This is a genomic window from Actinomycetospora straminea (assembly GCF_028737255.1).
Lineage (GTDB): Bacteria > Actinomycetota > Actinomycetes > Mycobacteriales > Pseudonocardiaceae > Actinomycetospora > Actinomycetospora straminea.
This window is the reverse complement of sequence record NZ_JAQZAN010000004.1, coordinates 1-20,849: the sequence shown is the minus strand read 5'-3', so window position 1 is coordinate 20,849 and position 20,849 is coordinate 1. Positions and strand designations below refer to the sequence as shown.

At 75.4% G+C, this 20,849-nt stretch carries 12 protein-coding genes; 6 read left to right on the top strand and 6 right to left on the bottom strand.

Features of this window, described 5'->3' with window-relative positions:
- Positions 1-63 precede the first annotated feature (63 nt).
- Genes glgX through nhaA form a run of 3 tightly spaced genes read left to right on the top strand, consistent with a single transcriptional unit; the run spans position 64 to position 6,574 of the window.
- Complete coding sequence (gene glgX, locus PH190_RS07465) at positions 64-2,283, top strand: glycogen debranching protein GlgX (protein ID WP_274230868.1); 2,220 nt, start codon at positions 64-66, stop codon at positions 2,281-2,283.
- Positions 2,280-4,634 (top strand): malto-oligosyltrehalose synthase, encoded by a 2,355-nt coding sequence (gene treY, locus PH190_RS07460; RefSeq protein WP_274230867.1) that lies wholly within the window; start codon positions 2,280-2,282, stop codon positions 4,632-4,634. Before glgX ends, treY begins: the two co-directional genes overlap by 4 nt.
- 11 nt (positions 4,635-4,645) lie before the next feature.
- Positions 4,646-6,574: a Na+/H+ antiporter NhaA gene (gene nhaA / locus PH190_RS07455; RefSeq protein WP_274230866.1), complete on the top strand. Its 1,929-nt coding sequence runs from the start codon at positions 4,646-4,648 to the stop codon at positions 6,572-6,574.
- A 154-nt stretch (positions 6,575-6,728) separates the two neighbouring features.
- On the opposite strand, the gene PH190_RS07450 is transcribed toward nhaA, so the two are convergent.
- From PH190_RS07450 to PH190_RS07430, 5 genes are all read right to left on the bottom strand, one after another.
- Positions 6,729-7,709, bottom strand: a complete 981-nt coding sequence (locus tag PH190_RS07450) for a ferric reductase-like transmembrane domain-containing protein (protein ID WP_274230865.1) — start codon at positions 7,707-7,709, stop codon at positions 6,729-6,731.
- A 7-nt stretch (positions 7,710-7,716) separates the two neighbouring features.
- Positions 7,717-7,896, bottom strand: a complete 180-nt coding sequence (locus tag PH190_RS07445; protein ID WP_274199534.1) for a hypothetical protein — start codon at positions 7,894-7,896, stop codon at positions 7,717-7,719.
- A gap of 96 nt (positions 7,897-7,992) precedes the next feature.
- A complete protein-coding gene (locus PH190_RS07440) occupies positions 7,993-8,790 on the bottom strand; it encodes an alpha/beta fold hydrolase (protein ID WP_274230864.1) in 798 nt (265 codons plus the stop codon).
- Positions 8,791-8,930: 140 nt separating this feature from the next.
- Positions 8,931-9,971, bottom strand: coding sequence for an aldo/keto reductase (locus PH190_RS07435; protein WP_274230863.1), 1,041 nt, complete (start codon positions 9,969-9,971; stop codon positions 8,931-8,933).
- A gap of 105 nt (positions 9,972-10,076) precedes the next feature.
- A complete protein-coding gene (locus tag PH190_RS07430; protein ID WP_274230862.1) occupies positions 10,077-10,790 on the bottom strand; it encodes a hypothetical protein in 714 nt (237 codons plus the stop codon).
- A gap of 229 nt (positions 10,791-11,019) precedes the next feature.
- Here PH190_RS07430 and PH190_RS07425 point away from each other — a divergent pair, with 229 nt between their 5' ends.
- Both PH190_RS07425 and PH190_RS07420 read left to right on the top strand, forming a co-directional pair.
- Positions 11,020-13,179: a sensor histidine kinase gene (locus PH190_RS07425; protein ID WP_274230861.1), complete on the top strand. Its 2,160-nt coding sequence runs from the start codon at positions 11,020-11,022 to the stop codon at positions 13,177-13,179.
- Positions 13,176-13,826, top strand: a complete 651-nt coding sequence (locus PH190_RS07420; RefSeq protein WP_274230860.1) for a response regulator transcription factor — start codon at positions 13,176-13,178, stop codon at positions 13,824-13,826. Before PH190_RS07425 ends, PH190_RS07420 begins: the two co-directional genes overlap by 4 nt.
- Here PH190_RS07420 and PH190_RS07415 read toward each other — a convergent pair.
- Positions 13,823-18,925, bottom strand: coding sequence for an ATP-binding protein (locus tag PH190_RS07415; protein ID WP_274230859.1), 5,103 nt, complete (start codon positions 18,923-18,925; stop codon positions 13,823-13,825). The genes PH190_RS07420 and PH190_RS07415 overlap by 4 nt on opposite strands.
- 112 nt (positions 18,926-19,037) lie before the next feature.
- Here PH190_RS07415 and treZ point away from each other — a divergent pair, with 112 nt between their 5' ends.
- Positions 19,038-20,804, top strand: coding sequence for a malto-oligosyltrehalose trehalohydrolase (gene treZ / locus PH190_RS07410; protein ID WP_274230858.1), 1,767 nt, complete (start codon positions 19,038-19,040; stop codon positions 20,802-20,804).
- The last annotated feature ends 45 nt before the right edge of the window (positions 20,805-20,849 follow it).

Sequence of the window (20,849 nt, the reverse complement as noted above, 5' to 3'; positions counted from 1 at the left end):
CGTATTCTCGGCGTGCACGTTCGGGCACCCCGTCCGCGTTCACCCCCCACACACGGAGGCCCGATGCAGCCCTGGCCCGGCACGTCCTACCCCCTGGGCGCGACCTACGACGGCGCCGGGACCAACTTCGCGCTGTTCAGCGAGGTCGCCGAGGGCGTCGAGCTGTGCCTGTTCGACGAGGCCGGGCGGGAGACCCGCATCGCGCTGCCCGAGCGCGACGGCTTCGTCTGGCACGGCTACCTGCCCGGCATCGTGCCCGGCCAGCGCTACGGCTACCGGGTGCGCGGCCCGCTCGACCCGGCGCACGGCCAGCGCTGCAACAGCCACAAACTGCTCATCGACCCGTACGCGAAAGCGCTCGACGGCACGCTCGGCACCACCTACGCGTGGGACGAGGCCCTGTTCGGCTACCACTTCGACGACGCCGACGAGACCAACCACGACGACTCGGCGCCCCACGTGCCGAAGTCCGTGGTCATCAACCCGTTCTTCGACTGGCACGACGACCGCCCGCCGCGCACGCCGTACCACGACACCGTCATCTACGAGGCGCACGTCAAGGGCCTGACGTACCTCCACCCCGAGATCCCCGAGGAGATGCGCGGCACCTACTCCGGGGTGGCGCACCCGGCGGTCATCGCGCACCTGCAGCGCCTCGGCATCACGGCGATCGAGCTCATGCCCGTGCACCAGTTCGTGCACGACGACGCCCTCGTCCAGCGCGAGCTGCGCAACTACTGGGGCTACAACACGATCGCCTTCTTCGCCCCGCACTTCGGCTACGCCAGCGTCGGCATCACGGGCAGCCCGGCGCCCGGCGCGCACGTGCAGGAGTTCAAGGCGATGGTGCGCGACCTGCACGCCGCGGGCATCGAGGTCATCCTCGACGTGGTCTACAACCACACCGCCGAGGGCAACCACCAGGGCCCGACGCTCTCGATGCGCGGCATCGACAACCAGGCGTACTACCGTCTCGTCGACGACGAGCCGCAGTACTACATGGACTACACGGGCACCGGGAACTCGCTGAACGTCCGGCAGCCGCACACCCTGCAGCTGATCATGGACTCGCTGCGGTACTGGGTCACCGAGATGCACGTCGACGGCTTCCGGTTCGACCTCGCGGCCACGCTCGCCCGCGAGTTCTACGACGTCGACCGGCTCTCGACGTTCTTCGACCTCGTGCAGCAGGACCCGGTGATCTCGCAGGTCAAGCTCATCGCCGAGCCCTGGGACGTCGGCCCCGGCGGCTACCAGGTCGGCAACTTCCCGCCCGGCTGGACCGAGTGGAACGGCAAGTACCGCGACACCGTGCGGGACTTCTGGCGCGGCACCCCGGGCACGCTCGGCGAGTTCGGGTCGCGGCTGACCGGGTCGAGCGACCTGTACCAGGACGACGGCCGCCGGCCCTACGCGTCGGTCAACTTCGTCACCGCCCACGACGGCTTCACCCTCAACGACCTCGTCTCGTACAACGAGAAGCACAACGAGGCCAACGGTGAGGGCGGGCAGGACGGCGCCGACGACAACAACTCCTGGAACCACGGCGTCGAGGGCCCCACCGACGACGCCGCGATCCTCGAGCTGCGCCAGCGGCAGCGCCGCAACTTCCTCGCCACGCTCTTCCTGTCCCAGGGTGTGCCGATGCTGCTGCACGGCGACGAGATCGGGCGCACGCAGTACGGCAACAACAACGGCTACTGCCAGGACTCCGAGATCTCCTGGATGGAGTGGTCGCCGGAGAAGGCCGACTCCGAGCTCATGGACTACACGAGCAAGGTCTCCGAGCTCCGCGCGTCGCACCCGGTCTTCCGCCGGCGCCGCTTCTTCAACGGCCGCCCGATCCGGCCCGCCGCCGGCGCCCCGGACGCCGAGGTCCAGCGCGACATCGCCTGGTTCACGTCGTCGGGCGAGGAGATGACCGACCAGGACTGGGAGTCGGGCGAGGCGGCCGTGCTCACCGTCTTCCTCAACGGCGACGGCATCCTCGAGAGCGACCCGCGCGGCCAGCGGGTCGTCGACGACACCTTCCTGGTGATCTTCAACGCCCACCACGAGGACGTCGAGGTGACGCTGCCCGGCGCGGGCTTCCCGCACCGCTGGGCCACGGTCCTCGACACCACCACCGGCGAGGTGGTCGTGGGCACCACGCGCACCGCGCAGACCTGGAACACCCCGCCGCTGCCCGACAGCCTGGACGACCAGGTGGGCGGCGACGTCCTCACGGTCACCTCGCGGTCGATGCTCCTGCTGCAGCGCACCGACGTGACGGAGCAGGGATGATCCCGCCGTCCACCTACCGGCTGCAGCTCTCCCCGGCGCAGCCCTTCGCCGACGCGCGCGACCTCGTCGGCTACCTCGACGGGCTCGGCGTCGGGGCGCTGTACTGCTCGCCGATCCTGCAGGCCTCCCCCGGCTCGATGCACGGCTACGACGTCGTCGACCCGACGCGGGCGAACGACGAGCTGGGCGGCGAGGAGGGCCGGCGCGAGCTGGTGGCGACGCTGCGCGCGGCGGGGCTCGGCGTGCTCGTCGACCTCGTGCCCAACCACATGGGCGTCGCGGTGCCCGCGGCCAACCCGTCGTGGTGGTCGCTGCTGCGCGAGGGGGCGGACTCGCCCTACGCGGACTGGTACGACGCGGACCTCACCGACCTCACCGCCCGGCCGCTGCTCATCCCCGTCCTCGGCTCCCCCGAGGCCATCGACGAGCTCACCCTCTCCGACGACCGCACCGAGCTGCACTACTACGAGCACCGCTACCCGGTCGCCCCGGGCACCGGGGACGACGGCACACCGCAGGAGGTGCACGAGCGCCAGCACTACCGGCTCGTGCACTGGCGGCGCGGCAACGCCGAGCTGACCTACCGCCGCTTCTTCGACGTCTCGGACCTCGCGGCCGTCCGCGTCGACGACCCGGCGATCTTCGACGCCACCCACGCCGAGGTGCTGCGCTGGCGCGCCGCGGGCGAGCTGGACGGCCTGCGCATCGACCACCCCGACGGGCTCACCACCCCGGGCGACTACGTGCGGCGGCTGCGTGCGGCGCTCGGCGAGACCGCGTGGCTGCTCGTCGAGAAGATCCTCGGCCCGGACGAGGCGCTCCCGCTGTCCTGGCCCGTCGACGGCACCACGGGGTACGAGGCGCTGCGCGAGGTCCAGGGCCTGTTCGTCGACCCGCGCGGCGAGGCGCTCATCGACGCCGTGTCCGCGCAGCACACCGGGGCGCGCGAGGCGCTGTCGGTCACCGAGCACGTCGCGAAGCGCCTGGTCACCGACGAGATCCTCGTCGCCGAGGTCACGCGGATCGCCGCGCTGGTGCCGGGTGACGGCGACGGCGGCGACGACCCCTCGAAGGTGCAGGACGCGGTCGCCGAGCTGCTCGGCGCCTACCCGGTCTACCGCTCCTACCTGCCCGAGGGCCGCGACGCGCTCGACCGCGCCGTCGACACCGCGGCCACCGCGCGACCCGAGCTCGCCGAGATCGTCCGCCGGATCCACGCGGCGATGACCGCGGAGCCCGACGGCCACCTCACCCGCCGGGTCGAGCAGACCAGCGGCATGGTGACGGCCAAGGGCGTCGAGGACACCACCTTCTACCGGTGGAACCGCTTCGTCGCGCTCAACGAGGTCGGCGGGGCGCCGGACCGGTTCGGGGTGTCGCCGCGGGAGTTCCACACGAAGGCCGCCGCCCGCGACGCCGCGACGCCGGCGACGATGACCACGCTCTCGACCCACGACACCAAGCGCAGCGAGGACGTCCGGGCCCGCCTGGCGGTGCTCTCCGAGCTCACCGCCGAGTGGGGCGCGTTCCTGCGCTCGGCGTCGGCGCGCCATCCCCTGCCCTCGCCGTCGCTGGAGCTGCTGGCGTGGCAGTCGGTGCTCGGGGCGTGGCCGCTCACCGAGGAGCGCCTGGCCGGCTACCTCACCAAGGCCTCGAAGGAGGCCAAGCTGGTCACCGCGCACGTCGACGCGGTGCCCGAGGTCGACGAGGCGATCGCGGCCTGGCCCGGCCAGGTGCTCGCCGACGCGGACGCCGTCGCCGAGATCGAGGCGTTCGTCGCGAGCATCGACCGTCACGGCCGCTCCAACGCGCTGGGCCAGAAGCTGCTGCAGCTCGCCGGGCCCGGTGTCCCCGACGTCTACCAGGGCACCGAGCTCTTCGAGTACTCGCTGGTCGACCCGGACAACCGGCGCCCGGTCGACTTCGGGCTGCGCCGCCGGCTCCTCGAGCGCCTCGACGGTGGGTGGTCGCCGGCGGTCGACGCCGACGACCCCGACGAGGTCGCGGCGACGAAGCTCGCGGTCGTCGTGGCGGCCCTGCGCCTGCGCCGCTTCCGGCCCGAGCTGTTCGACGGCTACACGCCGCTGCCGGCGTCCGGGACGGCCGCCGACCACGCGCTCGCCTTCGCCCGCGGCGGCCCGGCCGGGCGCGAGCGGCTGGTCGCCGTCGCCACCCGGCTGCCGGTCGGCCTGCAGGCGGCGGGCGGCTGGGGTGACACGGTGCTCCCGCTGCCCGGCGGCGCCGACGACTGGACCGACGTCGTCACCGGGCGCGCCGTCGACGGTGGTGCGCCACGTCTCACACAGCTCCTCGACCGCTACCCCGTGGCGCTGCTCGTCCGCCCTGCCTGAGACTTCCCCGCATGACCGACGTGACGGAGAACCGTCCCCGGTGGCACGGCGTCCTCGAGCGGATCGCGGAGGCCCGACGCGGCGACTCGAGCGAGTCGCTCGCGGCGGTGTTCATGCTCGGTGCGACCGTGCTCGCGCTGGCCTGGGCGAACTCGCCGTGGGGCGCCACCTACGACGCGTTCTGGCACACGCACCTGGCGATCTCGTTCGGCGGGATGTCGATCGACCTCGACCTGCAGCACTGGGTCAACGACGGCCTCATGGCGCTGTTCTTCTTCGTCGTCGGCCTGGAGGTCAAGCGCGAGTTCGCGCTCGGCGAGCTGCGGGACCGGTCGAAGGCGGCGGTCCCGCTCACCGCGGCCGTCGCCGGCCTGGCGCTGCCCGCGGTGCTGTTCCTGCTCCTCAACCCGTCGGGGCCCGAGGCCGCGGCCTGGGGCGTCGTGATCTCCACCGACACGGCGTTCCTGCTCGGGGCGCTGGCGGTGATCGGTCCCGGCCGGGCCGAGCGGCTCCGGATCTTCCTGCTCACCCTGGCGGTGGCCGACGACATCGGCGCGCTGGCGATCATCGCGCTCGTCTACACCGACGAGCTGAACATCGTCCCGCTGCTCGTCGCGGTCGCCGGCCTGCTCCTGATCTGGCAGCTGCGACGGCTGCGGGTCTGGCGCGGCGGCGGCTACCTCGTCGTCTCCGTGGTGACGTGGGTGGCGCTCTACGAGTCCGGCGTGCACGCGACCCTCGCCGGGGTGCTCATCGCCCTGCTGCTGCCGGTGTACCCGCCGAAGCGGAAGGAGGTCGAACGGGCGGCGGCGCTCGCGCGCGCGTTCCGCCAGTCGCCCAACCCCGAGTACGCGCGCAGCGCCCGGCTCGGGCTCGAGCGCGCGGTGTCGGTCAACGAGCGGCTCATGCGGCTCTGGCAGCCCTACAGCGCGTTCATCATCGTGCCGGTGTTCGCGCTGGCCAACGCGGGCGTGCCCCTGACCGCCGAGACGCTGCGCACCGCGGCGACGTCCCCGCTGACCTGGGGCATCGTGATCGGGCTCGTGGCCGGTAAGTTCGTCGGCATCACCGGCGCCACCGCGATCCTGCACCGCCTGCGCCCCGGCAGCCTCGCCCCCGGGCTGACGATGCCGCAGATCGCCGGTGGGGCGGCGCTCTCGGGCATCGGGTTCACGATCTCGCTGTTCATCGTCGACCTCGCCCTCGACGACGACGCCCTCGCCGACCAGGCCCGCGTCGGGGTGCTCGCGGCGTCGCTGATCGCGCTCGGGCTGGGCGCGCTGGTGTTCCGCGCGGGCCGGTCGTCGCTGCCCGAGGAGCCCTCACGCGACCTGCTGCGTCCCGTCGACGTGCACCGCGACCACGTCCGCGGCCCCGTCGACGCGCCGCTGACGATCGTCGAGTACGGCGACTTCGAGTGCCCGTTCTGCGGCAAGGCGACCGGCAACATCCGCCAGGTCCGCGAGCACTTCGGTGACGAGATGCGCTACGTGTTCCGCCACTTCCCGCTCGAGGAGTTCCACCCCCACGCCCGCGACGCCGCCGAGGTCGCGGAGGCCGCGGCCCGGCAGGGGCGGTTCTGGGAGGTCCACGACCGGTTCTTCGCCAACGCCGACGCGCTCGAGCACGAGGACCTCCTGCGCTACTGCGAGGAGCTCGGCCTCGACGTCGACCGCATCGAGGAGGACCTGCGCGACGGCGGCCCGCACAACCACGTCGCCGACGACGAGATCGACGCCGGCAGCAGCGACCTGCCCGGCACGCCGACGTTCTACCTGGCCGCCGGCGACGCCGTGCCCCAGCGCCACCTCGGGCCCTACGACGCCAAGACCCTCATCGCCGAGCTCGAGCGCATGCGCGCGGAGGCCGCGGTCGCCGACGACGAGGCGGCCGACGCCGCCGGCGTGAGCGACCCGGGCGACGTGGTCGACCCGCGCTGAGGCTCGCCGGGATCGCAGCGAACGGGCTGTTCGCGGCTTCTAGGCGCGCGAACTCCCCGTTCGCGCGCCCGCGCTGCGCCTGTCCCCGCGGTTACTGGCTGGTATCTCTCGGCCGGCGAGCGATACGAGCCAGTAACCGCGACCCGGGACCCGGTCAGCGGCGGCGGCGACGCGCGGGCAGGGCGACGGTCGGGGCCTCGGGGCCGCCGAGGGTGTCGGTGCGCGCGTCGTCGCTCGCGTCGTCCCTCGCGTCGTCGCTCGCGTCGTCGCTCGCGTCGTCGTCGGGGTCGGCGGCGTGGCGGCCGGGCCGTCCAGCTCCCGCAGCCGCGCCGGGTTCCTCGGAGGGTCGGGGCACGACCCGCATCTCGAGGACCTCGCCGCGCCCGGCCCCGCCCTCGTCCTCGCCCTCGTCCTCGCCCGCGTCGCTCTCCGCAGGCGCCGCGAACGGGGCGTTCGTGCGCGTAGAGGCAGCGAACGGCGCGTTCGCTGCCACCTCGGGCCCCTCGCCGCGCACCACGAGCTGGGCGCCGGTGGCGTGGTCGGCGGCCTTGCGGGCCTCGGCGGGGTCGGTGCGGCCGCGGTCGGCGAGCGGCACCGACGCCGGGCGCCGGCGCGCGGTGCGGCGGTGGAGCAGGGCGGCGACGACCAGCGCCGTGGCGACCAGCGGCACCACGAGCGTCCACCACGTCCCGCCGCGCAGCGAGGCGTTGGCGACGGCGTGCGCGACGGCCACCGGGAAGCAGACGTACGACGTCCAGTGCACGACGAGCCAGGCGCGCTTGGACAGGTACTTCCGCAGGGCCGACGAGATCACCACGGCGAGCAGCAGGTCGAGCGCGAGCGCCCCCATCCCCACCGGCCACGGGTTGAACGACGCCGTCCCCGGGACCACGACGTGGTACCAGCGCAGCGGCAGGTACGGCGTGACCAGCACCGTCACGACGTGCAGCGCCACGAACACCACGGTGATCAGCGCGAGGTTGCGGTGCAGCGCGACGAGCACGAACCGCGGCAGCGCCTGGCCGAGGAGCTCGGTCAGCGAGGTGTTGTGCAGCGCGCCCAGCGCGAGCACGACGCCCAGGAGCAGGAGCGCGACGAGGCCGAGCGCCCGCGAGATGTTCCAGAGCTCGATCACGCGCCGCTCAGCGGTACTCGGCGGTGGTGACCCGCGGGACGTCGGCGGCGGTCGACGACGCGGAGATGCCGGCGTGCAGCGCCACCACGAGCATCGCCGCGGCGACCGTGATCCACGCGGTCAGCTCGACGATCGTGCGCTTGTTCTCCTCGTGCTGGACGGCCTTCGCCGTGCGTCGACCGGGCACCGGCGCCTCCTCCTCGTCGCCCGCCCAGGATGGACGATCGCGGAGTGTGACCCGGGTCAGGGGTCGGCGTGATCAGCGCCCGGACCGTGCGCGGCGTCAGAGGTGCCGCAGGAGCACGTCCGCGACGAGGTCCGGCGCCGTCTGCAGCGCGGCGTGCCCCTGGCCTGGCAGGTCGACGACGGTGGCGTCGGGCAGCGCCTCGGCGACGGCGTGGGTCGACCGGCGCAGGTGCTCGGGGCTCTGCTCCCCGAGCAGCAGCACGGCGCGCAGCCGCACGTCGCGCAGGGCGTCGGTCCCCTCGGCCAGGCGCTCCAGCTCCCGACCCTCGCGGGACCAGGTGTGGGCGTTCGCGACGCGTTCGGCCCAGCCGGGTGCCTGCTTCATCCCCGCCACCGCGGGCGGCGGCATGCCGACCAGCCGGACGAGCCCGATCTCCAGCGCGCCCTCGGGGTCACCGGCGGCGAGCCGCGCGTCCATGGCGTCGAGGGCCTCGGTCGGGTCGTCGCGGCCGGGGAGCGGCCACGGCGGTTCGTAGACGACGAGCGCCGACGCGGGCAGCCCACCCGCGGCCGCGCCGAGCAGGCAGACCGCGGCCGAGGAGTGGGCGGCGAGGACCGCCTCGCCGTCGAACCAGATCGCGACGGCGCGCAGATCCTCGTGCTCGCGGTCGAACGAGTACGGCGGCGTGTCGCCCGAGTCGCCCTTGCCGCGCCGGTCGGCGAGCCACACGGCGAACCGCCCGTCGAGCGCCCGGGCGGTCGCCGCCCACACCGCGCGGCCGGTCGGGCCGCCGGCGAAGGTCACGAGCGGGCGGGGCCCGTCGGTGACCCGCTCGAGCGCGAGCCGCGTGCCGTCGGCGGAGGTGACGTGGTGGAGCGTCGGCGGGACGGACACGGCGGCCTCCGGGCGGGGACGGTCGAGCAGTCCCGACAGCGTGCCGCCCCTCCCGGCCCGGAGGACAGGGCCGACGACCCGGACGAACGCAGGCCGTCCTCGCGGGACGCCCCCGGAGCGGGGAGCCCCGGGAGGCGAGGTCAGCCCAGCAGCGTCGCGTCCGCCGGCGAGAGCCGGTCGGTGATCGTGTTCTTCTGGTGCCAGTAGGGGTAGAGCAGCGGCGTCGCCGAGACCTCGTCGAGGCGGCGCACATCCTCGTCGGTGAGCGCGAGCTCGGCCGCGGCGAGGTTGTCGGTGAGCTGCTCCTCGGTGCGCGCGCCGATGACGAGCGAGGTGACGCCGGGCTTGCGCAGCAGCCACGCGTTGGCCACCTGCGCCACCGAGACGCCGTGCGCGTCACCGATCTCCGCGGCGACCTCGATGACGTCGTAGAGGCGCTCGCGGTCGTGGACCGGCGGCTCGGACCACTCGCCGAGGTGGCGCGAGGTCTCCGGGTCGTCCTGGCCGCGCCGGAACTTGCCCGAGAGCAGACCGCCGGCGATCGGGCTCCACACCAGGATGCCGAGGCCCTGGTCGACCGACACCGGGACCAGCTCGTTCTCGGCCTCGCGCGCCTGCAGCGTGTAGTGGATCTGCTGGGACACGAACCGCTGGTAGTGCTCGCGCTCGGACACGCCGAGCGCCTTCATGATGTGCCAGGCCGAGTAGTTCGAGCAGCCGATGTAGCGGATCTTGCCTTTGCTGACCAGCGTGTCCAGCGCCTCGAGCGTCTCCTCCAGCGGCGTCACGCCGTCCCAGCCGTGCAGCTGGTAGAGGTCGATGTGCGAGACGTCGAGGCGGCGCAGGCTGTCCTCGACGCTGCGCACGATGTGCTGGCGCGACGCCCCGGCCTCGTTCGGACCGTCCCCCATCGGGAAGCGGCACTTGGTGGCGATCAGCAGGTCGTCGCGGTGGTGCTTCGTCGCCTGCCCGACGATCTCCTCGGACACGCCCGCGGAGTACATGTCCGCGGTGTCGACGAGGTTGACGCCGTGGTCGACGCACAGGTCGATCTGGCGGGTGGCGCCCTCGACGTCGGTGGCGCCGAGCTTGGAGAACCCGCCCTTGCCGCCGAACGTCATCGTGCCCATGGTCATCGTCGAGACCCGCAGGCCCGACCGTCCGAGAGTGCGGTACTCCATGCCGATCGGTTGCCCCTGTCCGGCGGCGCGGGAACGTGAGATGACCGAAGGGCCCCGTCGCTCGGTCCACCCGAGCGACGGGGTCCGTCGATCCGGACGCGGCGGTCAGCGCCGCGTCAGCTCCGGGCGCACGGCGAGCAGCAGGCCGAGCACGGTGTAGCCGAGGAGGAAGTGCCCGCCGATCACGATGCCCTGGAACGACGCGGGCAGCAGCATCCCGCCGACGAGCCCGACGACGAGCCACGAGCCGGCCACCGGCGCCCACACCCGCAGCGCCCCGCGCCAGCGGCCGACGACCGCGACGGTGATGCCGACGACGACCATCCCGAGCATCGACAGCGGCCAGGACGGGTCGAGCACGGTGGCCAGGGTGCCCCACTGTCCACCCCGCGCGGCGGCCGCGGCGAACGACTGGACGGTGGCGACGGCGAGCAGGACGGCCTCGGTGACGAGCACGCCGCGGCCGAACCGGCCGATCCCGGTGCCCCGGGTGCGCCAGAGCGCGATCAGGAGGCAGAACACGCCGGCCTGGAACGCGATGCCGCCGGCGTCGATGGCGAAGCTGCCCACGTCGGCGACCGGGCCGAGGACCAGCCAGGCGACGCCGAAGAACGCCGAGCCGGCGGCGAGGCCGGCCCCCAGAGCCCGCAGGCCACGTTCTCCGGGGGCACGGACCCCCGGGCTCCCGGAGCCCGGCGCGGAGCCGACGGTCGGGACGGCCTCGGTCGGCGCGGTCGGGGAGACGGCGGCCGGGGCGGGAGCGGCGGCGGGGGCGGCGTCGGTGCGGACACGGGCGGGGGTGGTGCGGATGCTGGTCATGGCGGGCTCCCGGGAGAAGTGGTCGACGGGGGGTCGGTCGGGCCGGCGAGCCGCGTGACTCGGGCTCCGGCGGCTGTCGGCCTGCACGGGGAGAACGATGCGCCGGGACCGGTCCCCCGCCCCAGGGCCGCGCGCCCCGTGCCGGTCCCGACCGTGTCCCGAGGACCCGGGACACGGCCCGGGACGCGAGACCCCCGACAGCGCGGGCCCGACCTGCGACGATCACGTCATGGCCACGCGGGTCGGCGAGTCGCAGACACACCCCCCGACGGCGCCCCCGACCAGCGTCGACGCGTCCGGGGACGCCACCGATGCCACCGACCCCACCGACGCCGCCGGCACACCGCCCCCCGACGGCGCCGACCGGGCGCCGTCCGGCCACCGCCCCGCGGTGCTCGCCCTGGCCGGCGCCGTGGCCGTCCTGCTCGGGGCGCTCGCCGTCGTCCTCGACGTCGCGGGACGCGGTCTCACGCTGCCGCGGTCGATCGACACCGCGGCCGGGTGGCCGAACGCGGTGGCGGGCGTCGCCCAGCTGCTGCCGGGTCTGCTCGTGCTGCGGGACCGTCCCCGCCACCCCGTCGCGTGGGTGCTCGTCGTCTCCGGGGTCGTGTGGCTGATCGGCGGGCTCGCGTCGGCCTGGATGGTGTTCGTCGTCCACCGGCACCCGGAGCTCCCGGGCGCCGTCCTCGGACTGCACCTCGGATACCGCTGGGGCGCCTTCGCGATCGTCGGTCTGCCGCTGCTGATGGTGCTCTTCCCCGACGGCCGGCTGCCGCGCCCACGGGGCTGGCGCGCCGTCGCGGTGGCCGGGGTCGCGGCCACGGCGGTGATGCCGCTCGTCGCCGTGCTCGTGCCCGCCGACGTCGCCCGCGCCTTCTCCGGGGGCGCCACCCCGGCACCCATCGCGGCCCTGCCGTTCGACCAGCTGACCGTGGACCTGCCGGGCTGGCCGACGGTGTTCGCCGTCGCCCGCCACCTGCCCGCGGTCGGCCTCCTCCTGGCCCTGGTCGTCGTGGCCGCGCGCTACCGCACGGCGCGCGGGCAGCGTCGCCTGCAGATGCGCTGGCTGGTGTGGGCCGGGGCGGTCTCGGCGGTCGCGATGGCCGTCGTCCAGGTCCTGCCCCCCGCGTGGCTCATGATCGGGGTGATCGTCAGCATCGCCGTGACGAGCTCCGCCGTCGTCGTCGCGATCACCCGCCACCGGCTCTACGAGATCGACCGGTTGCTGCCGACGACCGTCGTCGCCCTCGCCCTCGGCGTGCTGGTGCTCGCCGTCGACGGGCTGGTGCTGCTGGTCGCCGGGGCGGCGTTCGGCGACCGGGACTCCGCGCTGCTCGCGGTGGCGATCGTCGCCGTGCTCTACACCCCGCTGCGCAGCCGCCTCTGGCGCGCGGCCCGCCGCCTGACCCGCGGCTCCCGCGACGACCCCTACGCCGCCGTCGCCACCCTCGCCGGGCGGCTCGAGACCGCGGCCGCGCCGGGCGAGCAGCTCGCCGCGCTCGCGCGCTCGGTGGCCGAAGCGTTCCGGCTGCCCTACGTGCGCGTCGAGATCGACCGCGCCGACGGTGCGCAGGCCGTCGTCGAGCACGGGCACACCGACCGCCCCACCGTCGCGCTCCCGATCCGCTACCGCGACGAGACGATCGGCCGGGTCGCGGTCGCGGAGGGACGGCGGCTCTCGGACGCCGACCAGCGCCTGCTCGGCGACCTGCTGCGCCAGGCCGCGGGGGCCGCCCGGGCCGGCGCGCTGTCGGCGTCGCTCCAGCAGGCCCGCGTCGACCTCGTCACCGCGCGCGAGGAGGAGCGCCGGCGGCTGCGTCGCGACCTGCACGACAGCGTCGGCCCCGGGCTCGGCGCGGTGACCCTGCGGATCGAGACCGCCCGCGGCCTCGCCGCGAAGGACCCCGCGGCCGCCGACGGGGTGCTCGCGCAGGCCGTCGCCGACGTCGGCGCCCTGCTCAGCGACGTCCGCCGGCTCGTCCACGACCTGCGCCCGCCCGCCCTCGACGAGCTCGGGCTCTCCGGGGCCCTGCGCGCCCAGGCCCGGCGGCTCTCGGGCGACGAGCTCGAGATCGGCGTGGAGGGCGAGCCGGGCGAGCTGCCCGCCGCCGTCGAGGTCGCGGCCTTCCGGATCGCCTCGGAGGCGATGACCAACGTCGTCCGCCACGCCGGCGCGACCCGCGCGACCGTCGTCCTCGACCGCCGGCCCGGAGGCCTCGTCGTCACCGTCACCGACGACGGGCGGGGCATCGGCGCCGACGTCGTCGCCGGGGTGGGGACGCTGTCGCTGCGCGAGCGCGCGGCCGAGCTCGGCGGGCACACGAGCGTGTCGTGCCCGCCCGACGGCGGCACCGTCGTCGCCGCCGAGATCCCCCTGGAGGGCCCGTGAGCGACATCCGCGTCGTCCTCGCCGACGACCACCCCGTCTACCTCGACGGCCTGGCCGGGCTGCTGGCCACGGTCGACGGCCTCGAGGTGGTGGGCACCGCGACCGACGGCGCCGCGGCCGTCGAGACGGTGGCGGCCCTGCGCCCCGACGTCGTGGTCATGGACGTCCGCATGCCCGAGCTCGACGGGATCGCCGCGACCCGGCGGATCGTCGACGCCGACCCGTCGGTCGGCGTCGTCGTGCTGACGATGAGCGAGGAGGACGAGACCGTCTTCGCCGCCCTGCGCGCCGGCGCCAGCGGGTACCTGCTCAAGGGCGCGACGAAGGACGAGATCGTGCGGGCGGTGACCGCGGTGGCCGAGGGCGACGCGATCTTCGGGCCGGCGCTGGCCCGCCGGGTGGTGGAGTTCCTCGCCCCGCGGCAGGCGACGGTCGAGGTGTTCCCCGAGCTCACGGCCCGCGAGCGCGAGGTGCTCGACCTCGTCGCCGCCGGGCGGGCGAACCCGCAGATCGCGTCGGCGCTGTTCCTGTCGCCCAAGACCGTCCGCAACATCGTCTCGGCGATCTTCACGAAGCTGCACGTCGCCGACCGCGCCGAGGCCATCGTGCGGGCGCGCGAGGCCGGGCTGGGGCGGGCGGGCGGCTAGGGCTCCGGGCGGTCCTCGCCCGGCAGCGCCAGGGCGAGCACGCGGGCGGCCGGGCTGCCCGGCGCGGTCCGCAGCCGGGCGGCGACGCCGCGCCGGCGCGCCTCCTGCAGCGCGCGCAGCACCAGGCCGACCCCGGCGCTCGCGAGGTGCCCGACGTCGCGCAGGTCGATCACGACCGTCCCCCCGTCGCCGAGCGCCCCGTCCGCCGCGTCGCGGCAGGCCTCGGCGCCCGCGAGGTCGAGGTCGCCGCTCAGCACCACGTGCCGCCCGTCCTCGTCGTCGCGGACCTCGATCCGCGCCGGCCGGCCGACGGAGCGCCCGTCGGGCACCCGCGGCTCGGTGACGTCCTCGGGCTCCCCCGGCGGGACGCGGAAGACGACCTGGGTGCCGCCGTCGGGCACGGGCGTGACGGTGGCGTCGCGCGACACCTCGCGCAGCAGGGCGAGCCCGCGCCCGCGGAACCCGGGGTCGTCGGGCACCGGGCGCCACGAGCCGTGGTCGACCACGTGGACCTCGACGGACCCCTCCTCGCACCGCGCGAGGCGCACCTCGACCTGCCCGGAGCCGTCGTCGTCGCGGTAGCCGTGCTCGATGGCGTTGGTGGCGGCCTCGCCGAGGGCGAGCTGGAGGTCGCCGAGCGGGCCCTCCCCGATCCCGGCGGCCCGCCCCCACCGCGCCGTGCGGCGGCGCAGGACGGCGAGGGAGTCGGGTCGGGCGGCCAGGACGAGCTCCAGCGGCGGCGGCACGAGGCGGGCGACGACGAGCGCGACGTCGTCGGTGCGCGTGCCGAGGTCGGCGAGCAGGGCGCTGGCCAGCGTCGCGCAGTCGGCGTCGCGGTGGCGTTCCGCCGAGCTCAGCAGGCGCTCGAAGCCCTCGTCGAGGGCCTCGTCGCGGCGCTCGACCAGCCCGTCGGTGTAGAGCACGAGCACCGTCCCGGGGTCGACGGTGGTGACGGCCTCGCCGTGGTCGCGCAGCCCGGGCGGCAGGCCCAGCAGCGGTCCGTGGCCGGCGGGGTCGTCGAGGAAGGACGCCGGGGAGCCGTCGCCCGGCGCGAGGAGGGCCGGCAGGTGCCCGGCGCGGGCGTGGCGCAGCTCGCCGGTGACGGTGTCGAGGATCAGGCACATCGCCGTCGAGGCCTGCGAGCCCGGGATGCGCGAGGTCAGGCCGTCGAGCAGCCCGAGGGCCTCCGCGGGGCCGTGCCCGGCCAGCAGGTATCCCGAGAGCGCGGTGCGCAGCTGGCCCATGACGGCCGCGGCGGCGGTGCCCTGCCCGACGACGTCCCCGACCGCGACGGCGATGCGGTGCTCGCCGAGGTCCACGACGTCGTACCAGTCGCCACCGGCCTGGGTGCCCGTGGCGCCGGGCAGGTAGCGCACCGCGAGATCGACGCGGTCGAGGGTCGGCAGGCCCTGCGGCAGCAGGCTGCGCTGCAGGGTGTCGGCGATCTGGTGCTCGGCGCGGTAGAGCCGCGCCCGGTCCAGCGCGATCGCGCACGGCTCGGCGAGCGCGACGAGGGCGCTGCGCTCGGTGTGGGAGATGCGGGCGCGGTCGGGCAGCCCGACCCCGATCGCCCCGACGGTGACCCCCGCGGCCACGAGCGGCAGCGCCATCGCGCCGCGGATGCCCTGCTCGCGCATCAGGGTCCGCAGCGACTGGTGGTCGCTCTCGGCGCCGTCCTCCCCGCCGATCAGCCACAGCGGTTCCCCGCTGTCGACCGCGGCGCCCACGAGCGTCGGGGCGGCGCGCTCGGGGCCCACGACGGGCGCCTCGACGTTCTCCGCGGCGAGCGGGGCGAGGGCCCCCGAGCGCGGGTCGTACTCGAAGACGACGACCCGGGCGCCGTCGCCGAACAGCGCCCGCAGGTGCCCGACGGTCACCTCGGCGACCTCGACCGGCGTGGCCGCGGCGGAGAGCTGGGTGGTGGCCCGCTGCAGCAGCGACAGCCGCGCGGCGGTGGCACGCTCCTCGGCCAGCAGCAGGGCGTTGTCGAGGGCCAGGGCGGCGCGCGCGCCGATCTCCTCCACGAGGTCGCGGTCGTCGTCGCTCCACCCCGGCGCGCCGTCCCCCCGCTCGAGGGTGACCAGGGCGACCGGCTGGTCGCGGACCACGAGCGGCAGGTGGAACACGCCCGCCTCGGTCACCGCGGTGCGCCCCTCCAGCGCGCGCTGCTCGGCGTCGCCGACGGCGCCGGCGGACAGCGGGACCGCGGTGGCCGCCGCCGGCGCGGCGAGGCCGGGGGCCGCGCCGCCGTCGGTGGTCGCGGCCGGCCGGTTCGCCTCCCGGCCGTCCCCGGGCCTGCCGTCGTCGTCGAGGGCCCTGGCCGCCGCGCGGGAGGCGAGCCCGACCTCGACGAGCAGCAGGACCAGGCGCTCCAGGCGGTCGAACACCTCCGGCTCACGGTCCAGCTCGGCCCCGACGCGGGCGAGCAGCCGCTGGCGCTCGGCCTCGAGCCAGCGGGCGTGGACGTCGACGCAGCTCCCGACGAAGCCCGTGACCCCGCCGTCGCCGGGGAGCGCGACGGCGTGCTCGGCGACACGCCGGTACGCCCCGTCGCCGCGGCGCAGGCGGTACTCGGCCTCCCAGCCCTCGCCCGCGCGGATCGCCCGGTCCCGCACCGCCCGGTAGCGCGCCCGGTCCTCGGGGTGGACGCCGGCGAGCCACCGCGTCCCGCGGTCGTCGGCGTCGGCGCGCCCGGTGAAGCGCCGCCAGCCGGTGTTGTGGAAGGTGCGCCCGCCGTCGGGGTCCGCTACCCAGATCATCGCCGGCGCGAGGTCGGCCATCGCGGTGAACCGGGCCTCCGCGCGGCGCCGCGCCCGCCCCAACCGGAGGTGCGCGTCGACGCGGGCGAGCAGCTCCGGGGCGGTGAAGGGCTTGACCAGGTAGTCGTCGGCCTGCGCGGCGAGGCCCTCGACGGCGGCCTCCTGCCCGGCCCTCGCCGAGAGCAGCAGCACCGGGACCCGCGCGGTGCGCTCGTCGGCGCGCAGGGCCGCGAGGAGCTCGAGGCCGTCGCGGCGCGGCATCATGACGTCGGAGACGACGATCTCGGGCGGGTCGGCGAGCGCCGCGGTCAGGGCCTCCTCGCCGTCGGACACCAGGCGCACCGCGTGGCGCGGGGCGAGCAGCCGGTGCAGGTAGGAGCGCATGTCGGCGTTGTCGTCGGCGACGAGCACGCGGCCGCGCGTGCCGGCCGACGCCTCCGGCTCGCCGGCGTGACCGTCGTGGCCCTCGTGGGCCTCGTGGGCCTCGTCGCCCTCCGGCAGCCAGCGCATGGCCTCGGCGACGAACGACTCGGCGTCCGCGGACGGGGCGGCCGCCGTGTCGGGCACCGGCTCGAGCACGTCGACGACGCGGTCGGCGGGCAGGTGCGCGCGCCCGAACGGCAGTCGCACGGTCATCGTGGTGCCCGCGCCGAACTCGCTGGTCGCGGTGACCTCGCCGCCGTGCAGCCCGACCAGCTCGCGGACCAGCGCGAGCCCGATCCCGCTGCCCTCGCCCGAGCGCCCGCCCGCGCCCTCGACGCGGTGGAAGCGCTCGAACAGCCGGGGTAGCTCGTCGGCGGGCACCCCGACGCCGGTGTCGGCGACGTGGAGCACCGCGGCGTCCCCGGCGGTCTCGACGCGCACCGACACCCGGCCCGCCGTCGTGAACTTCAGCGCGTTGGAGAGGAGGTTGAGCACGATCTGCTCCCACGCCGCCCGGTCGAGGAGCACCGGGCGTCCCGTGGGCGGGCAGGCGACCTCGTAGGACAGCCCGGCCCGCTCCATCGCCGACCGGAACAGCCCGGCGAGCTCCTCGGTGGCGGGGCCCAGGTCGGTGGGCACGTAGCGCGCCCGGCGCCGCCCGGCGTCGAGGCGCGAGAAGTCGAGCAGGCTGTTGACCAGCCGGCCGAGGCGCCGGCCGTTGCGGTGCACCACCTCGAGCTCGGCGCGCCAGCGCTCGGGGTCGACGTCCGGGGCCGCCCGCAGCTCCTCGACCGGCCCCATGATCAGGGTCAGCGGGGTGCGGAACTCGTGGCTGACGTTCGAGAAGAACTCGGTCTTGGCGCGGTCGAGCTCGGCGAGCGCCTCGGCCCGCCGGCGCTCGGCTTCGTACCCGCCCGCGTGCGCGAGGCCCGCGCTGATCTGCCCGCCGAGCAGCTGCAGGAAGCTCGCGGTCTTATCGTCGTGGGGGCGGTGGGGGTTGAGCCCCGCGACGAGGAAGCCGGCGAGGCCCGCGGTGTCCTCCTCGGGTCCCGTGCCCGGCGCCGCGGCCAGCGGGACGAGCACCGCCTGCTCGGCCGGCTTGTCCCAGGCGCCGCGCGGCACCGCGTCCCCGAAGCGGGCGGCGAGGTCGTCGACGACCACCGGCTCCCCCACCGGCCCCGCCGCCCAGGGTGCCGCGCCGCCCGCGGGGTCGGTCGGGGCGATCGGGGATCCGGGCTCGGCGCCGGCGCTCGCGGCCAGGCGCACCTCGCCGGTGTCCTCGTCGAGCAGGTAGACCAGCGCGAACGGGAGGTCCCGGTCGTTCTCGGCGAGCGTTCCCCGCACCGCCCGCAGCACGTCGTCGCGCGACCGCGCCGAGCCCATCGCGGTCGCGAGGTCGCGCAGCGTCGCCATCCGCCGGTCGCCGATGACGCGCTCGGTGGTCTCGGTGACCACGCACAGCATCCCGGCGACGGTGCCCTCGGCGTCGGTCAGCGGGCTGTAGGAGAACGTGTGGTAGGTCTCCTCCGGGTAGCCGCTGCGCTCGAGGAAGAGCAGCAGGTCCTCGTCCCAGGTGGCGACCCCGGTGTCGAGGACCGAGGCGACGCGCGGCCCGACGTCCGCCCAGATCTCCGACCACACCTCGCGGGCCGGCTTGCCCAGCGCCCACGGGTGCTTGGCCTGCAGCGTGTCGCGCCAGTAGGCGTCGTTGTAGAAGAACGTCAGGTCCGGGCCCCACGCCATCCACATGGAGAACCGCGACGTCAGGAGCATGCGCACGACGGTGCGCAGGGCCGTCGGCCAGCGCTCGGGCGTCCCGACCGGGGTCGCGGACCAGTCCACGCCCGCCATGTCGGCGCCGACCCGGCCCCCGCCGGCGAGGAGGTCGGCCGTGTCGGCGAGGGGCTCCGAGCTCATCGCCTCCTCCCTCCTGCGCCGTCCTGCCGGGTCGATCCGTGTGCGGGCTGCCGTGTGGGCTCGTGTGGGTGGCGTCGCACCCGCCGACCATCATGGTCGGCGGCGAGCACGCATGCGCGACCGGCCCGTCGGGCACATCGGGCCCGTGGCGCACGAGTTCGCGGTGTGGGCCCCCGACCGCACGTCGGTCGGGCTGGTCCTGGGTGGTCCGGACAGACGGACGGAACCGATGACGGCGGGGACCGACGGGTGGTGGCACGCGAGCGTGCCGGAGGCCGGCCCGGGCACCGACTACGCCTTCTCGCTGGACGGCGGTGACCCGCTGCCCGACCCGCGCTCGCGCTGGCAGCCGCACGGGGTGCACGCCGCGTCGCGGCTGGTCGAGGTCGAGCCCTCCCCCGCCGACGCCGCCTGGACCGGGCGGTCCCTGCCCGGCGCGGTGATCTACGAGATGCACGTCGGGACCTTCACGCCCGAGGGCACGTTCGCCTCGGCGGAGGAGCGCCTCGACCACCTCGTCGAGCTGGGCGTCGACTTCGTCGAGGTGCTGCCGGTCAACGCCTTCGACGGCACGCGCGGCTGGGGCTACGACGGCGTGCTCTGGTACGCGGTCACGGAGAACTACGGCGGGCCCGCGGCGTTCCGCCGGTTCGTCGACGCCTGCCACGCCCGCGGCCTGGGCGTCGTGCTCGACGTCGTCTACAACCACCTCGGGCCGTCGGGCGCCTACCTCGACCGGTTCGGGCCGTACTTCCTCGGCGAGAACGTGTGGGGGCCCTCGCTCAACCTCGACGGGCCCGGCTCGGACACCGTGCGGGCCTACATCCTCGACAACGTCACCATGTGGCTGCGCGACTACGGCGTCGACGCCCTGCGCCTCGACGCCGTGCACGCCCTGCGCGACGCCCGCGCCACCCACCTGCTCGAGGAGATGGCCGACCACGTCGCGTCGCTCTCGGCCCACCTGCGCCGCCCGCTGACGTTGATCGCGGAGTCCGACCTCAACGACCCGCGGCTGATCACCTCGCGCGAGGCCGGCGGCTACGGCCTCGACGCGCAGTGGTGCGACGACGTCCACCACGCGCTGCACTCGACGCTGACCGGCGAGACCCAGGGCTACTACGTCGACTTCGGCGACCTGGCCACGCTCGCCGAGGTCCTGCACCACCCGTTCCACCACGCCGGCACGTGGTCGACGTTCCGCGGCCGCGTCCACGGCCGCCCGGTCGACCTGCTGCGCACCCCCGGGCACCGGTTCCTCGCCTACCTCCAGGACCACGACCAGGTCGGCAACCGCGCGGGCGGCGACCGGCTCTCCGCGACGCTCTCCCCGGGCCTGCTGGGCTGCGGGGCGGCGCTGGTGTTCTGCTCGCCGTACACGCCGATGCTGTTCATGGGCGAGGAGTGGGGCGCCCGCACGCCGTGGGCGTTCTTCGTCGGCTTCTCCGACCCCGAGCTGCAGGTCGCGGTGCGCGAGGGGCGGACCAAGGAGTTCGCCGAGCACGGCTGGGGCGCCGAGGAGGTGCCCGACCCCACCGCCGAGGCGACGTTCGAGGCGTCGAAGCTGGACTGGTCGGAGCCGTCGCGCGAGCCCCACGCGGCCCTGCTCGGGGTCTACCGCGAGCTGATCGCCCTGCGCCGCGCCCACCCCGAGCTCACCGACCCGCACCTCGCCCCGGTGCGCGTCGACCACGACGCGCAGGCGCGGACGCTCGTCGTGCACCGGGGGACGTTGCGCCTGGCGGTGAACCTGGGCGGGTCCCCGGCGACGCTGCCGGTGGCCGCCCGCGAGGTGCTCTCCGCCCCCTCCGGCGTCGACGTCGCCGACGCCTCCCTGACCCTGCCCGCGGAGGCGTTCGCGCTGGTGCGGGTGCGCTGACGCGCTCGTGAGCAGAAAGAAGTGCTCCAGCACTTCTTTCTGCGA

Coding starts and splice junctions, on each gene's coding strand:
- nhaA (WP_274230866.1), top strand. CDS start 4,646: ATGACCGACGTGACGGAGAACCGTCCCCGGTGGCACGGCGTCCTCGAG.
- glgX (WP_274230868.1), top strand. CDS start 64: ATGCAGCCCTGGCCCGGCACGTCCTACCCCCTGGGCGCGACCTACGAC.
- treZ (WP_274230858.1), top strand. CDS start 19,038: ATGCGCGACCGGCCCGTCGGGCACATCGGGCCCGTGGCGCACGAGTTC.
- treY (WP_274230867.1), top strand. CDS start 2,280: ATGATCCCGCCGTCCACCTACCGGCTGCAGCTCTCCCCGGCGCAGCCC.
- PH190_RS07415 (WP_274230859.1), bottom strand. CDS start 18,925: ATGAGCTCGGAGCCCCTCGCCGACACGGCCGACCTCCTCGCCGGCGGG.
- PH190_RS07430 (WP_274230862.1), bottom strand. CDS start 10,790: ATGACCAGCATCCGCACCACCCCCGCCCGTGTCCGCACCGACGCCGCC.
- PH190_RS07425 (WP_274230861.1), top strand. CDS start 11,020: ATGGCCACGCGGGTCGGCGAGTCGCAGACACACCCCCCGACGGCGCCC.
- PH190_RS07435 (WP_274230863.1), bottom strand. CDS start 9,971: ATGGAGTACCGCACTCTCGGACGGTCGGGCCTGCGGGTCTCGACGATG.